The 15,480-nt window shown below is 34.4% G+C and carries 16 protein-coding genes and 1 pseudogene; 3 read left to right on the top strand and 14 right to left on the bottom strand.

Annotation, left to right across the window (positions count from 1 at the left end; genetic code table 11):
* The first annotated feature begins 112 nt into the window (after window positions 1-112).
* Window positions 113-2,302, top strand: a complete 2,190-nt coding sequence (locus GX497_02540) for an EAL domain-containing protein (GenBank protein ID HHY72106.1) — start codon at window positions 113-115, stop codon at window positions 2,300-2,302.
* A gap of 80 nt (window positions 2,303-2,382) precedes the next feature.
* Here the strand turns inward: GX497_02540 and GX497_02535 are convergent, their stop codons facing one another.
* The 7 genes from GX497_02535 to GX497_02505 form a co-directional block, all read right to left on the bottom strand.
* Complete coding sequence (locus GX497_02535; GenBank protein ID HHY72105.1) at window positions 2,383-3,210, bottom strand: hypothetical protein; 828 nt, start codon at window positions 3,208-3,210, stop codon at window positions 2,383-2,385.
* A 13-nt stretch (window positions 3,211-3,223) separates the two neighbouring features.
* Window positions 3,224-3,922: an ABC transporter ATP-binding protein gene (locus GX497_02530; protein ID HHY72104.1), complete on the bottom strand. Its 699-nt coding sequence runs from the start codon at window positions 3,920-3,922 to the stop codon at window positions 3,224-3,226.
* The gene (locus GX497_02525) at window positions 3,919-4,284 is read right to left on the bottom strand and encodes a GntR family transcriptional regulator (GenBank protein HHY72103.1); all 366 of its coding nucleotides are present in this window, start codon (window positions 4,282-4,284) and stop codon (window positions 3,919-3,921) included. Before GX497_02525 ends, GX497_02530 begins: the two co-directional genes overlap by 4 nt.
* 403 nt (window positions 4,285-4,687) lie before the next feature.
* Window positions 4,688-6,433, bottom strand: a complete 1,746-nt coding sequence (locus GX497_02520; protein ID HHY72102.1) for a two-component sensor histidine kinase — start codon at window positions 6,431-6,433, stop codon at window positions 4,688-4,690.
* A gap of 92 nt (window positions 6,434-6,525) precedes the next feature.
* Complete coding sequence (locus GX497_02515) at window positions 6,526-7,020, bottom strand: hypothetical protein (protein ID HHY72101.1); 495 nt, start codon at window positions 7,018-7,020, stop codon at window positions 6,526-6,528.
* Between the two features lie 109 nt (window positions 7,021-7,129).
* Window positions 7,130-7,312 carry a hypothetical protein gene (locus GX497_02510; GenBank protein HHY72100.1) on the bottom strand — a complete coding sequence of 61 codons (183 nt, stop codon included), beginning with the start codon at window positions 7,310-7,312 and terminating at the stop codon, window positions 7,130-7,132.
* 107 nt (window positions 7,313-7,419) lie between these two features.
* Window positions 7,420-8,799 carry an MFS transporter gene (locus GX497_02505; GenBank protein HHY72099.1) on the bottom strand — a complete coding sequence of 460 codons (1,380 nt, stop codon included), beginning with the start codon at window positions 8,797-8,799 and terminating at the stop codon, window positions 7,420-7,422.
* 626 nt (window positions 8,800-9,425) lie between these two features.
* On the opposite strand from GX497_02505, the gene GX497_02500 reads away from it, so the two are divergent.
* Together GX497_02500 and GX497_02495 are read left to right on the top strand one after the other, a co-directional pair.
* Window positions 9,426-9,527: a YjcZ family sporulation protein gene (locus GX497_02500; protein HHY72098.1), complete on the top strand. Its 102-nt coding sequence runs from the start codon at window positions 9,426-9,428 to the stop codon at window positions 9,525-9,527.
* A 239-nt stretch (window positions 9,528-9,766) separates the two neighbouring features.
* Complete coding sequence (locus tag GX497_02495) at window positions 9,767-9,883, top strand: YjcZ family sporulation protein (protein ID HHY72097.1); 117 nt, start codon at window positions 9,767-9,769, stop codon at window positions 9,881-9,883.
* A 795-nt stretch (window positions 9,884-10,678) separates the two neighbouring features.
* On the opposite strand, the gene GX497_02490 is transcribed toward GX497_02495, so the two are convergent.
* The 7 genes and pseudogenes from GX497_02490 to GX497_02460 all read right to left on the bottom strand — a co-directional run bounded on the left by GX497_02490 (window position 10,679) and on the right by GX497_02460 (window position 15,476).
* The gene (locus GX497_02490) at window positions 10,679-11,080 is read right to left on the bottom strand and encodes an arsenate reductase ArsC (protein HHY72096.1); all 402 of its coding nucleotides are present in this window, start codon (window positions 11,078-11,080) and stop codon (window positions 10,679-10,681) included.
* Window positions 11,081-11,097: 17 nt separating this feature from the next.
* The gene (gene arsB / locus GX497_02485) at window positions 11,098-12,150 is read right to left on the bottom strand and encodes an ACR3 family arsenite efflux transporter (GenBank protein HHY72095.1); all 1,053 of its coding nucleotides are present in this window, start codon (window positions 12,148-12,150) and stop codon (window positions 11,098-11,100) included.
* Window positions 12,151-12,155: 5 nt separating this feature from the next.
* Window positions 12,156-12,685 (bottom strand): annotated as a pseudogene (locus tag GX497_02480) (DUF2703 domain-containing protein).
* Window positions 12,678-14,450: an arsenical pump-driving ATPase gene (gene arsA, locus GX497_02475; protein ID HHY72094.1), complete on the bottom strand. Its 1,773-nt coding sequence runs from the start codon at window positions 14,448-14,450 to the stop codon at window positions 12,678-12,680. Before arsA ends, GX497_02480 begins: the two are co-directional and overlap by 8 nt.
* Window position 14,451: 1 nt before the next feature.
* Window positions 14,452-14,811: an arsenite efflux transporter metallochaperone ArsD gene (gene arsD / locus GX497_02470; protein ID HHY72093.1), complete on the bottom strand. Its 360-nt coding sequence runs from the start codon at window positions 14,809-14,811 to the stop codon at window positions 14,452-14,454.
* A 13-nt stretch (window positions 14,812-14,824) separates the two neighbouring features.
* Entirely contained in the window at window positions 14,825-15,160 is a 336-nt protein-coding gene (locus GX497_02465) for a winged helix-turn-helix transcriptional regulator (GenBank protein ID HHY72092.1), read from the bottom strand.
* Window positions 15,161-15,329: 169 nt separating this feature from the next.
* Window positions 15,330-15,476, bottom strand: a complete 147-nt coding sequence (locus GX497_02460) for an integrase (protein ID HHY72091.1) — start codon at window positions 15,474-15,476, stop codon at window positions 15,330-15,332.
* Window positions 15,477-15,480: the final 4 nt, after the last annotated feature.

Raw genomic sequence — 15,480 nt, 5'->3', positions numbered from 1 at the left:
AACACAGTTTTCCGCTTAAAGACTTTTAAAAAATATACTCAAACTAAGTGTATTTGTACTAGGAATATAGTATTATATAATCGTAATATTCCAAAAAGAGGGAGAATTCCAAATGATAAGTTCAAAAATTAATTCTAATGTTCTCTTCAATATTTATAAATCTCTTTTTGATAATAACCATGATGCTTGTTATGCCCTCGATCTTGAAGGTAATTTTATCCTATGCAATAATGCTACGACGAAAATTTTCGGATATACACAAGACGAGGCCCACGGAATGTCTATTGCTTCTATAATACATGGAAAGGATTTAAAAAAGGCCCTTTATTACTTTAACAGTGTGAAAGATGGGAATTCGGAGAATTTTGAGATAGCGATAATAAATAAAAACGGCATTAAAGTTGACCTGTACATAACAATAATACCTATCATCATTGAATCTCAAGTTTGTGGTCTTGTAGGTATGGCAAAGGATATTTCTAGCAAAAAAAATCTAGAAACCTTGTTAAACGGTCAAAATAAAGCCCTTGAGATGATTGCAAAGGGCGCCCCTTTTAAAGATGTATTAAATACCATCATAGAAGATATAGAAAAGACTTCTGATGGTGGCATTTGTTCAATTCTATTAGTAGACCAAAACAAAAAAGTACTTGTCAATGGGGCATCTCCAAATTTACCTAATAAATATATTGAAACTATTAATAAAGGCATTAAAATTGGGCCAAAAATGGGATCCTGTGGTGCAGCTGCATATTCGAAGCAAATTACTATAGTTTCTGATATTGCTAATGATAGAAGGTGGAAAGGATTTGAATACATTACATCAAAATATAACTTAAAAGCTTGTTGGTCTTCTCCTGTTTATGATAACCACGATAATGTACTTGGTACTTTTGCAATGTACTATAATGAAGAACGTACACCAAATGAATTGGACTTACAAATAATCGAAAAGGCGACTTATCTAACATCCTTAGCGATTCAACATTATCAGACAGAAGCAAAAGTGAATTTCATGGCATACCATGATTCGTTAACAGGATTACCTAATAGAAGACTATTTCACGAAAAGGCTACTGAAGACATGAACAAGATTTCGGATGATAAAGCCGAAACACTTGGTCTTATGTATATAGATTTGGATCGCTTTAAAATCATCAATGATTCACTTGGACATATTGTTGGTGATATGCTGCTCGTTGAAATCGCAAAGAGATTAAAAAAATGCGTACAAGAAGATGATATTGTCTCAAGGCTAGGCGGCGACGAATTTGCCATTGTTTTAAACAATGTAACAAAACAAAATGTCTCACATATTGCACAAAAAATTCTTAATTCATTATCACAACCATTCATAATTGAAGGGCATGAAATATTTATATCACCAAGTATTGGTATTAGTCTTTATTCACGAAAAGAAGAAAATATAACTGAGCTTCTCAGAAAAGCAGACGTTGCAATGTATCAAGTAAAGAAGGATGGCCGAAATAATTATCGGTTTTATGATATCGTCTTTGACAAGGAGACTTTCAATAAATTAGAAATAGAAAACCAACTAAGAAAGGCATTGGAGAGGAACGAATTTCATTTAGTTTATCAACCTATTATAGACTTATCAGAAAAAAGAATTACAGGCTTTGAGGCGTTAATACGTTGGGATCATCCATTTCTCGGACAAGTTCCTCCATGTTCCTTTATCCCTATAGCTGAAGAATCAGGGGTTATTATTTCTATTGGAGAATGGGTACTCCGAACAGCATGTCAACAATTAAAACATTGGGAAAATAACGGATTTCCCCCTTTAACTGTATCCGTGAATATTTCTATTCGCCAATTTTATCAGCCTAACTTTATCGATACGATAACTAGGACAATTAATGAAACGAAGATTAATCCAAATCATCTTACAATTGAAATTACTGAAAGCATGACGATGGATGTAGAGACAGTCACTACTATTTTAAATAAATTTAAAAAGATTGGTGTTGCTATTTCAATTGATGACTTTGGAACTGGATATAGTTCTCTCAGTTATTTAAACAAATTGCCAATTGATACGTTAAAAATTGATAAATCGTTTATTAATGATATAACGAACAGCAAAAATGATAAAAACATTGCAATTACAATCATTCATATGGCAAAAAGTCTTGGTTTAAATGTGATAGCTGAAGGTGTGGAAACGAATGAGCAAATCGCTATCCTAAAACAACATAGCTGTAACGAAGCTCAAGGTTACTTAATAAGTAAGCCTTTACCCGTCGATGAAATAAAGTCATTCCTAACCACATTCTCATTTTGATGAAATTGTAAGTGCTGTTCATAAAACCGAAGTTGACTCTGAAATAATCGACAAGTGCTACTGGCACTTGTCGATTAAAATTATAAATCAATCTTCTTTTCAATTAAATAACCTGTACCGAAAAATAGAGCAACCGTTGTTGCGATGTTGAATAGACTACTTGCTATATTTACTAGTAACATACCGGCATTTGAGCTTAATATAATTCCAATTCCATTATTATACATAAAGCTACTTGTAGAATTCATCTTATCCATCATTTCAACATTAAAGGTTTCAATATTTAAATAATATGGGAATAATCCCCCAACCGCAAACTGTCCAAATGCAAACACTCCGTTTAATACTAGGAAAATAACAAACCATAAGCCGCCAATCCGTTTACTTCGAAAAGTTGCCTTTCCAAGAGCCATCGAAAAGTAAATAAGGACGAGAAGATATACTCCACTAAGAACGGAAGTAATTATAAAAAAGGCGATTTCTGTAATATTTACTTGGTCAACGAGCGAGAAAAGTTCTGAAATATTCAATTCAACCGGGATAAAACTCAATACCATTAAAATGTTATATGTTGCAATAGCAAACCCTAAAATGAAAAACCATAGCAATGCTACAATCAATTTAGAGGCAACAATTTGATTTCCTGTCAAAGGCAAGGTAAATGTTAAATATCCTCTGTCTTCATATAATTCCTTCCTAAAAGAGCCGACAATAAATAAGAAAGTAACTAATGCTGTTCCGAATAAAATCATAACTGATAGGAATATAAATAGATTTCCACCTATTGAGCCTTCATTTCCTCTGCTCCCATAGGCATATAGACCTGTAATCAATAGTAGCACTAATGCTAAGATACCAAAGATATACTTGTAAGTACCCTTTATTTCATATTTCATATATTTAAGCATTCCATCATCCCCCCTATTCACCAAATACTTCTTTGTAAATATCATCTATTTGTTTGCCTTTTTCTTCCCGTAAAGCCTCTGCATTGCCAGTCAAAACAACCGTACCATCCTTAATAAAAACAACATCATCCAGCATATTTTCCATGTCCCTAACAAGGTGAGTTGTTATTATCATTGAACTATCTTCATTGAAGTTATTAATAATGGCATCTAAAATCTGATCTCTAGCCACGGGATCAACTCCTGCTATTGGTTCATCTAAAATATATAGTTTCGCATTCCTTGCTAACACTAGAGACAAATTAAGCTTTTCATGCATCCCCTTTGAAAGACTATCAATTTTCATGCTCTTTTCCAATTTCATAAAATCCAATAGTTCTGCAAATTTATTCTCATCAAAGTCAGCATAAAAATCTTTATATAGATGAAACGCATCTTCAATTCTCATCCACTTGTATAGAAAATTGCGGTCTGGCAAATACGAAACAATTGACTTCGTATCTACTCCAACCTTTCGTCCATCAATAAGTACTTCTCCACTTGTTTGTCTTAATAATCCAGTTATTATCTTAATTAGGGTTGTTTTTCCACTGCCATTCGGGCCAAGGATTCCAACAACCTTTCCTGCTTCGATGTTCAAACTCAAATGGTCTAAGGCTGTTTTACTTGCATATTTTTTCGTAAGATTGCTTATTTCCACAATAGTATTCATTTCTTCCCCTCCTCAAACCGTCCTGCTATCATTTCCTTTATTTCATTAGATGTAAAACCCAATTTTTCCATTTCCTTTAAAAATTGATCCATCAATTCTGTGGCCATACTCTTTTTTAAGTTTTTAATCATGTCGATATTTTCAGTTACAAATGTTCCCATTCCTCTTTGCGTAAAAACAAACTCTTCCCTTTCCAATTCTTGATACGCCCTTTGAATTGTATTTGGATTTACTTTTACTTCTTTTGAAAATTCCCTTACAGATGGCAATTTATCCCCTCCATTCATTTCCCCAGAAACGATCTTTGTCTTGATTAAATTCATGATTTGAACATATATTGGAAGATTATTGCTGAATTCCATTTTTTCACCTCCATAAATCTAGTGTATCCGTGTATTAATTACATAGTACACTAACACTTAAATACTGTCAATAAAAAAAGACCCCTAAACAGGAGTCATAGTTTTAATCTGTAATTAAAATTGGCATTATTTAAATCAACAGTTACAACATTAGCCTGAATCGTTGCACTGCCAACTTTAAACTTCTTTGCGGTACTTGTAATCGATTGATTAGTGGACTTGGCGTTTGCTGATTGATCTTTTTTAATGACTGGTAGATTAATAACTTGGTTATCTAGTTCGAGTTTAACCGTTGATGTACTGGCAATCCAATTTGTTCTGGCACCAAATATTTCACTAATAAATCAAATTGGCAGTGAAAATAGCAATCTACTATTCAATCCCCTAATCCCCCCCTTTTGATTCAGTCTGTTATAGATGATAAAGGTAATGTCACTGAAAATGTCGTTCCAACCCCTTTTTGGCTAGAAACATTGATTTCTCCATTATGATTCCCAATGATTTTGTAGCAAACCATTAACCCTAATCCTGTTCCTTTTTCTTTAGTTGTATAAAAAGCTTCCCCTATTTTGGCTAACATCTCTGCTGACATCCCCTCACCTTGGTCGACAATATCGACCTGAACTTTATCTTTCAGTTTGTTTACATGTAGTGAGATACTCCCTTTGTCCATTACTTCAATCGCGTTTTTAATAATATTTATGAAAACTTGTCTAATCTTTGTTTCTTCACAGTCTATGAAAATTTGTTCTTCCTTTGTTCTAAGCTCAATATCAATATTCTTCAAAATGGCTTGTGTTTCAAGTAAAGTTTTTACATTTTTTATAAGCGTTACAATGTTTGTCGTTTTCAAAACGTCAGAATGCGGTTTAGCCAACATTAATAGTTCACTAGAAATTTGTTCAATTCTCGAAATCTCATCATTAACAATCTTTAAATAGAATTCATTGCTTGTATTTTCTAACAATTTAATAAAGCCTTTGATAGCTGTTAATGGGTTACGAACCTCATGGGCAATTCCAGCAGCTAATTCGCCTGCAATACTAAGTTTCTCGGAACGTACGATAAGTTTTTCGTTCACTTTTTGCTGTGTTAAATCAATTAATACGTGTAAGATAGCATTTTCTCCTTCAAACCAGACCGGAATTGATTTTATATCGAAATATTTTTCTTTTGTATCATCATTATTTAGTGAAAGTTTGTATTCACTTAATCCGTTAGTGGCGGTTGATGATAGTTTGTTAAAAATCCGCGAAAATGCTCTTCCTTTTAAGTATTTGCTATCTAAATTCATTTTTCCTGTTTGATTAATATAAACGATATGATCATTTTTTGTAATCAGAATGGAAATGGGAAGTTCGTTAATTAGATTCCGATAAAACTTTTCACTCTCAGCAATGACTGCCTTTTTTAATATAATTTCGTTATTTATTTTCTGTAATCTTTTATTTTCTATTTGCAAAAGTGTAATCTCTTTATCAAGTTTTTGCAGCTTTTGCAATTCCTCAATTGAAGGGATGTTTAAACCTTCTTCTTTTTCATAAAAAGGAGATAATCCGATTTGGTCGTCTGTCATAAAATATGGGTGTGTTTTGAGCATCTCATTTTGGATGTAGGAAGGTACGGTTAAACCATTATAAGTGCAAACTATAATAGCTTTATGTTTTTCGACCACCTGATCACAGCCACATTCATATAATCTTAACTTTGACAACACAGGCTCATCTACTCGGAATGACACTTGACCCCATGCACGAATAAACCAATCATTCTCAATGCATTCTTTTAATTTCACCTGAAAATTTCGCACACTAGTTTTCACACTAAACTTATTATTACTAAGATAAAATTTATCATTATCAACAAAAATAATAGAATCTAAGTCATTTTTACTATACCCTCTGGAAGCTAGTCTTGCTAAAACTTCTTCAAATATCTCAAGTTTTTCGATAAAAATTACTTTATGCTCTCTGTCAATTCCTTCCCTAATAAAATTCATAGCATTGTTTATATATTTTTCTTTTTCATAAAAAGCATAATAAACATGTACGCCGTTTTGTAAAACTTCTCCATTATTTGCGAGATTTGATATAATACATTGGTCGTCAATACCTTCAAATTTTTCCGCTAATGTTGAGTATTGAATCATAAATATACCCCCATATTTGCGACGTAATCGCAAACTATCATTGGAATATTATACCTTATTCCCCTATTATCGAGTAGTACAACTTACTACTTTCATTGTTTTTTCCAATAGTCATAGATGGCTTCTTTAAATATTTCCTGCAAATCCTTACTTTTTTGCTTCTTTAGCCATTCTGTTTGCACAATCGGCAAATTTAATTTTAAGGTAATTTTTTCATCAGGCATTTCATATTTTCTTATTTCCTCTAGAGTGATTCCTTCCTCTATATTCGGGAACAAAAGGTCGTTTTCATTTACTATGTAAAAATCTTTATATTCATCAATATCATTCAATTCACAGAATAGATTCAGCTGTGGCAATCCTCCTGATAAACTTTTAAGGTTCATATAGGAAGTTATCATTCTGCCATCTTGTAATTCAATCTCTACAATTAAGTTTTCCAAACCTTTATATTTTTTGACAGCAACCTCGCTTACAATCATGTCCAGCTCCAACATATATCCCGAATTTGACTCAAAAATATAGATTGCGCTATTAAATATATGGATGCTCTCGCCGTCAATTTTTACCGCTTTAACCTTGACCATAAGCTATTCTCCTTTCAAGTATTATTTCGATAAAAACGGGCATTAACCTGCAAAACAAAAAAACCGAAGGACATACTCCCTTCAGTTTAATTATAGCCAAATATAAAAATCAATGCATTCCTCCCCATTCTCCTTGGTTTTTAGAGGCCTTTTCCTTTTTAGCCTTTTCTTTGTGGGCACGGTTCGCGCTTGCACTACCAATTTCTTTGGAGAATTCAGAATCTGTTTTGCTGGAATCAAATCCTTGCTTATTTTTTTGGTCTGCATCGTTTTTCTTTGTCCGTTTTGCCATAAACTATCCCTCCTTCATTTCTTTAGTATAAGAAATAGGGATGGAAATATACATTTCAAAAGAGGAACATCTATTCGAAATACGGAAACCGTCCCCGAATTTCCATCCTATCCTATGGAAGGCTCGTTTCCTTTTTTGCCAAAAAGCATTGCAGCAATAGCTAGTGCACTAATGGCTAATATGACTAATAGAATAAATACTGTGTGCAAGCTTGCTTCTAACACATGCCCCTTTAGCTCATCGCTTAACCATATGCCTGAAACTGCAATTCCAATCGCTTGTCCTAAGTTTCTCATCAAATTATTTGAACCTATAGCAGCTCCTCGCAATTTCCAGTCAACTGCGGATTGGACAATCACTGTAAATACAGTAAATGCTAATCCAAAACCAAATCCAAGAATAGCTGTCGCAACCATCATGGCTGGCATCGTTGTGTTCGCATGAAAGAAAACTAAGCCGATACAGCCAGCAGCATTAATTGCAATTCCTATAAATGCCAGACGCCCAATTGAGGTTTTGCCCAGCCATTTACCTGTTAAAAATGCTCCGATTGGCCATGTTAGCGACATTGGCATAAGCGTTATTCCTGAGAAGGTTGCATTTAAATTCGTAACCCCCTGAACCCATAAAGGTATATAAAAAGTAACGGCCACAAGGATAAAACCTAGCAAAAATCCCACAACATTTGCCACCATAATAGATTGGTTCTTAAATAAAGAAAGTGGTAGCATCGGTTCTTTTCCTTTTGCTTCGATCCAAAGAAAAAGGCATACACTTATAGCCGCAATCGTAAATAAAGTTAAACTACTGCTTGTTACATGCTTTTCTTGTTTCAATAAAGTTAAGGCATACAAGAAACTAGTCATACTGATTGTAAATGTGAAAATACCGGCATAATCAATAATTTGCTTCTTCTTTTCCACTTGTTCATGCAAGGAAACCGATAAAAGAATAAAGGAAATGATTCCAAATGGAAGATTCAAAAAGAAAATCCAATGCCAGGTGATTTGGTCAACAATAAAACCACCGGCAAGTGGTCCAATGATTCCGGCAATACCCCAGACACTGCTAATCAATCCTTGTATTTTTGCACGGAGTTCAAACGAAAAAACATCACCAATAATTGTAAACGGAATCGTCGTCAACGCTCCTGCTCCGATTCCTTGAATTAATCGGAATATGACCAGTTGTTCCATCGTTTGTGAAAAACCAGAAAGCATGGAACCTATTAAAAAAATAATAACCCCTATCGTAAACATCTTCTTTCTACCATACAAATCTGCCAATTTACCAAAAATAGGGGTGCTTATAACTGTTGCCAATAAATAAATCGAAATGACCCAAGTATACAAATGGCTACCACCTAAATCCTCAACAATTTTGGGCATCGCTGTACTTACAATCGTTCCCTCAATCGCTGTTAAAAACGTGGCAATTAATAGTGAAATAACGACATATTTTTTATTCGTCTTAGTTTTACTATTCATTTCTTTCGCTCCTCATTCTACGGTGATTGCTTTGCAATGCTTTGGAGTTAAATTCCAAACATACCTTTTCTAATTTAACACTTCTTTAATATTTAGTTGTTATTTTAATTCCAACGAGGCGACATTTTCTACATGATTACTTTTGGGATGATATCCCACAAACAAATGTTCGTATTCGTTTTCCGTTTGCAAATCATTTTAACCTTTACGCATATTAATTTCAATTTTATAGATTTTCTATTTTTTTTAGAACATTTGTGGTCAATTATGTGGTCAAATTTATCTCAAATCAACGCACCCCTTACATGACTTGTTTATGAATAAAAAATAACCATGCAAAAATACATGGTTTCATAGTTTAAGCTCTAGCTCACATACTTTAGTTCCAGATTCTCTTTTTGACTTTATTTTGATGTGCAAAATTTCATTCAACTTGTTTTTCACCCAACGCAATTAGTGTGGCCCAAGGTTGTTTAATAGTAATAGCTTTCATGTAATCACCTTCTCATCGTATTGCTTAACATCAAAATGATTTTTCTGTCTAAAATAATTTACATACTTGTCCATTTCGAACAAGACTCGTAATTCATAAAATATATTAACTTCTAACAAAGGCGGTGATACTTATGTCTGGTGGTTATGGAATGGGAAGCAATTTCGCCTTAATTGTTGTTCTCTTCATTTTATTGATTATCGTTGGAACAGCTTTTGTTCACGGAGGCTATTAAGAACAATTTAAAAATCAACATCAGCCCACTCATTTCACTTCTTGGAAGCACTAACACCGAGTGCTTCCTTTTTATCAAGAATGTGTATGATAAATAGTTATGATCTAAAACATATTTTGATCAGAATGCGTAACATCAAAAATGAATTTTCAATCTGAAATATTTTCCATGTTTATCCGAGTCGAGTAAGCCAAGTATTTCATAACATATACTATCTTAATAAAAAGGTGGTGATACTGATGCATTGTTGTCAAACTTATAGCGGCGGTGGAATGGGTAACAGCTTTGTTTTAATTGTTGTGCTTTTCATTTTATTGATTATTGTTGGTGCAGCATTTGTTGGCGGAGGTTATTAGTACTATGTTTTAAAAATTAACATCGATCCATTCCGAACACGTCTCATGGAAGCACTTAGCGTTAGTGCTTCCTTTTCGTTTTTATCATGATAAAACTACACCACAATATATAAATACCAACAATACCTACATTTATATTGGTGATAATGGTATTACTAAACCTTACCTCATTTTTGAAATTCGATATGCAGCTGAAGATTAGTTATTCATTGAAAGTTATACGATAAAAACAGATGAAGGCAATTTTACAATTAATCCATCATACGGAGAAATTAATACAGATCATAATGCTGACATATGGGAATGGTACTCAAAACCTATGAACAATGATTTATATGCTATTGTTAAGGCAATCATTAATTCCAAAACAGCAATTATAAGGCACCATGGCCAACAATATAACAAAGATTGCGAAATTACATCAAACGAGAAGAAAGCCTTCAGAACGTTTTAGATACATATGAGGCATTAGGTGGTGGATTGACTTTTTAAAACATTATGTATGAAGAAAAATCTGTGGATTTGTTTGAAAAACACATTTCTAAATAATGCTTTTTGCAAGGAATGTGGTCAAAATGTGATCAAATGACACATTCCTTGCTCAAAAATACTGTTATATCAGGCTTAATAAGACTACTGACTCAATATGCAACGAGCGGGGTGGATTGATGTCTTTTACATTGTCGGTAGTCGGAAACAAGTCAAAGGCACTTTTTGCACTATCGGTAGGCGGGAACATATCGACATATATAATTATAACGCCAACTACTAGATTTGTAATTGGCGTTATAATTATTATGACTTTAGTTTTGCTTTTAACTCTTTTATTTTTGTTTCTATTGTTGATATTACTTTTTTAAATTCCTCATCACTCTTACCTGTAGGATCATCCAACCCCCAATCTTCCCTGTGTTTACATGGAAGGTAAGGGCATTCCACATTACACCCCATTGTAATAACAATATCTACTGGAGGTATTTCATCAAGCAACTTTGAATGTTGAGTTTTCTCCATATCTATATCATAAAGCTCTTTCATTAGGCGCACAGCATCCTGGTTAATTTGAGGTTTTGTTTCTGTGCCAGCAGAGTAGCTTTCAAATATATCTCCTGCAAAGTGCTTACCAAGTGCCTCGGCTATTTGGCTTCGACATGAATTATGAACACATATAAATGCGACCTTTAGTTTATTACTCATTAAGCATTACCTCCTTTCTAGCTTTTTTCTGGAAACCAGTGCCTTGTATTATTCGCTATCTTTACTAATATCAACATAACAGGCACTTCTGTTAGAACCCCTACAATGGTAGCAAGTGCAGCTGGGCTTTGTGTTCCAAACAATGCAATCGCAACGGCAACTGCCAGTTCAAAAAAGTTAGAGGCACCAATCATACCAGCAGGCGCTGCTATCTCATGAGGTAGTTTTATAACCTTGCTTGCTAGATATGCAATGAAAAAGATTAGGAAAGTCTGAATAATTAATGGTATAGCAATTAAAACAATATGAAGTGGATTATTCAGAATTACATCGCCCTGGAATGAAAAGATTATTATTAATGTTAGCAATAGACCTATGGTAGTGATATTCCCAAACTTCGGTATAAAACTCTTTTCAAAGTAATCGAGTCCTCGCTTTTTTGTGATGTAATTACGGGTAATTATACCACCAGCCAGCGGGATAACAACAAACAATACTACAGATAAAACAAGAGTGTCCCAGGGTATGGTTACACCGCCCACACCTAGAAGAAACGCAACTATAGGCGTGAAAGCTATGAGAATTATAAGATCATTTGTTGCCACTTGCACGACGGTATAAGCCGCGTTGCCTTTGGTCAAATAACTCCATACAAATACCATCGCTGTACACGGTGCAGCTCCAAGAAGTATTGCTCCCGCAAGATAGTCTTGTGCCAATTCTGCCGGAATTAGAGATTTGAAAATTACAAAGAAAAACAGCCATGCAATGCCGAACATGGTAAAAGGCTTTATCAACCAGTTGGTTATCCATGTAACAAAAAGCCCCTTAGGATTTTTGCCTACATTTCTTATGCTTTGAAAATCTACTTTTAACATCATTGGATATATCATAAGCCAGATTAAAATAGCCATAGGTATTGAAACATTTGCATATTCAAAACGCCCTAAAAACGCTGGGATTCCGGGTAAAAACTTTCCAATCAATACACCTGCAAACATACATAAAATAACCCATACAGTTAAGTACTTTTCAAAAAATCCAATTCCACTATTACGTTCCTTACTCATGTAAATCAATCCTCCTTTCTTTCTAAGCTATCGAAAAATGTAATTAAGTTTTGTGGGATTTCATATTTCTCATTTGTCAAGGGGATTGAACTATGGCCATTATAAACTTCTTTCAAAATTGCGTTAATAATCATGGATTTTGGTAGTTCCGTATATTCTATACCATCCTGCACCCAAACTCTGCAATCCACAGAGTCGCCACACAGATCCCCACATTCTTTGCAGGAAGATTCCTTAACCTCAAGAGCAATATCCCTGCCATTTACACGAATTGTTGGTGAACTCAAAAATGGTATTCAATGGCTAACTCCCTTGAATTTATATTAATCTTGTTCATAACTATATCAAACCCTGCTGCTCTTAATACCGTTGATACTTCATTAACTGCATCCTCAAGATTAGTTTCAGTTCCTTGACACCTCTTACATACACTCAGATCAAGATAAAGAAATTCTATTATAATCTGCCTTTTTTCCTGTTCTTGTCCGCAGCAACCACTGCCACAAGAGCAACAGCCAGCATCACTTTTATTCATCGCTTTTACTACCTCCAGAAAAGTCCACTATATTTTCAATTGATGCATCCTGAAACCAGGGGATTGCAACAAAGTTATCAGAACTTATTTGCTTAACTTTTTCCAGCCATTGCTTTTCAGCATCAGCGCGAGCTATTAACATACTATTTTTAGTATTCGTCAATGAAAGGCACTGATTAACCACCCACCATTTATTATTAATTCCCGCTCTATTTAGGTCATCACCCAGTCTCTGAGCTTCAAATACCGGTGTTGCTTCAGGCAATGTAACAATAATAACCTCTGTTTGTTTCTCATCCCGAAGTCTTGGAAGTAATCTTTGAACAGATATTGGCGTTTCACCTTTTGTTCTCTGAACCTCTTTATGATAACTCTGTGTAGAATCAAGCAACAGAAGCGTGTGACCCGTTGGTGCAGTATCAATAATTACAACTTCGTTTTCAGCCTTGTCAACAATCTCAGCAAAAGCTCTAAATACTGCAATCTCCTGTGTGCATGGAGAGCGTAAATCCTCTTCAACATAAGCAACATCATCTTCGCTCATTGTTTCACGAGCCTTACTTAATACCTCATTTTGATATCGCAATAGTTCCTGCTTTTCATCTATTTTACTTAGTTTAATATTTTTAGTATCTTCAACCACATATTTGAGATGATTAGCTGGGTCTGTAGATGTTAAATGTACCTTAACACCCTTTCTAGCAAGAGCCACAGCAATGGTTGCAGCAATAGTTGTTTTTCCAACACCGCCTTTGCCCATTGTAAATATCACTTTTTTACCTGCCCTATAAATATCTTCAATCAGAACATCTAGGTGTCTTAAATTTAAGGATTTGCTATAAAAATTATTTTTTGTGTAATCGTCACTATATAAAAATGTTTTAATATTATCAATACCTACAACGTTATAGGAACGAAGTGGTATAGTGAAAATTTTAAACTTTTTTAAACCCTGTGGCATATTTTCCAAAGCCTTTTGCTGCTTATCTAACATTTTAATCGAAACATCGTCAGTTGCTTCACTCAGTATACCATTGATAACTAAAACCTGATTGTTTATCCCTAGCTCACTAAGCTCATTGCTTGAACGTTCAGCTTCAATCAAAGGAGTTTCCTCCGGCCTTGATACCAATATCAAAGTTGTTTTATCTTTATCTGCAAGGTTTTCAACCGCATTCTTATACATATCCTTTTTATCTTGAAGTCCAGCGAGCTGACCTAAACATGACGCCCCATGTGTACTTTCACTGATAAAATTACTCCAGGCTGATGGTAATTGCAGCATACGAAGTGTGTGCCCTGTCGGAGCAGTATCAAAAATAATATAATCGTATTTATTCTCTGTGGATTTATCAGTGATGAAGTTCGAAAACTGGTCAAAAGCGGCAATTTCAACTGTACATGAACCTGAGAGTTGTTCCTCCATATTTACAATTACACTATCCGGCAACTTCCCCCTATATGGAGCAATAACCGATTCCCTATACTCTCTGGCAGCTTCCTCTGGGTTAAGATTCGCCACAACTAAACCCGGCACTCCATCAATCGGCACACCTTTGCCATCAAGCTCAGTATTAAAAACATCCTGCAAATTGGATGCAGGATCAGTGCTTATAAGGAGAACACTTTTTCCATTATCAGCTAAATTTACTGCCACAGCACAAGCGGTTGAGGTTTTACCTACACCACCCTTTCCTGTGAAAAACATATACTTAGTCAGATTTATCCCATCTAAACTAAATGGCTCATAATTATTCTTTAACATCTTAACAGCACCCCTTTGGTCCGCAGCAGCCGCTCTTCTTTTGAGGTTTTGTGCTTATTTCCACCCCTAACCATTCTGAAAACTCTTCGTTTGTTGGGTAGCTTTTGGTTTTTACAATTTCACCATCTGCCAGTGTTACAGGAAGAATATCTGCTCCTTCCTTTTGTAGAATTTCACTTATAACTTTATTGGAGATAAAATCCTGAGGTTCACTTGACAAACCATGCCTTTTTATAATAATCCCTTTTTCTTTAAGCGAATTAATAACAGTTGCTACTCTTAACAGCTCTGGGTCAATAGATGGTCCACAAACTCCTGTCGAGCAACACATTGCTGGGTCAAAAATCTCAATATTTTTCATTACTAAATCCTCCTTAACAACATTGATTATCAGATTTTTTATTTTTGCTCTTTTTACAAATACAATCTTCTTTATCGTTTGTTATGCATGTAAAGAAAGCTATAACCTCATCCGTTTTTTCCTTGTTTAATGTATATCTCATCCAAGCCCCATCACGTACTGCATTTACAAGACCGCTTTCAGATAATATCTTCATATGATAACTAAGAGTGGATTGAGAAATACTGAATTCTTCTAATATATCGCATGCGCACATTTCTCCACACGATAGCATATCTATAATCTTTAACCGTGTTTCATCTGACATAGCCTTAATTGCAGGAACATAATCTGCATATGAATGTTTCATAAAATTACCTCCTATATATTCATATGTATCAATGACATCGAATATTCTCGATATCTTATAACAAGAATATCAGGCATATCGATAGTTGTCAATATGGTTTTATAATAAGTTAACGACAAAAAGCGCCGACTAAGATGCCACTGCACCTCAATCGGCGGTCAAATTCGTTTTATTTTTCTATATCAATTTCTATACCAGATTTAAATTCAATAGTTAGTTTATCATCATAGACCGTTATTTTCTCTATAAGTCTCCTTACTAGTTGCTCATCATACTCCTCAAGGAGGATGGATTGTTCATTAATGAATTTTTCCATATCT

The sequence above is a fragment of the Bacillus sp. (in: firmicutes) genome (genome assembly GCA_012842745.1).
Taxonomy (GTDB): domain Bacteria; phylum Bacillota; class Bacilli; order Bacillales; family Bacillaceae_J; genus Schinkia.
Note: the sequence above shows the minus strand (reverse complement) of the source record. Positions and strands in the feature narration are given on the sequence as shown.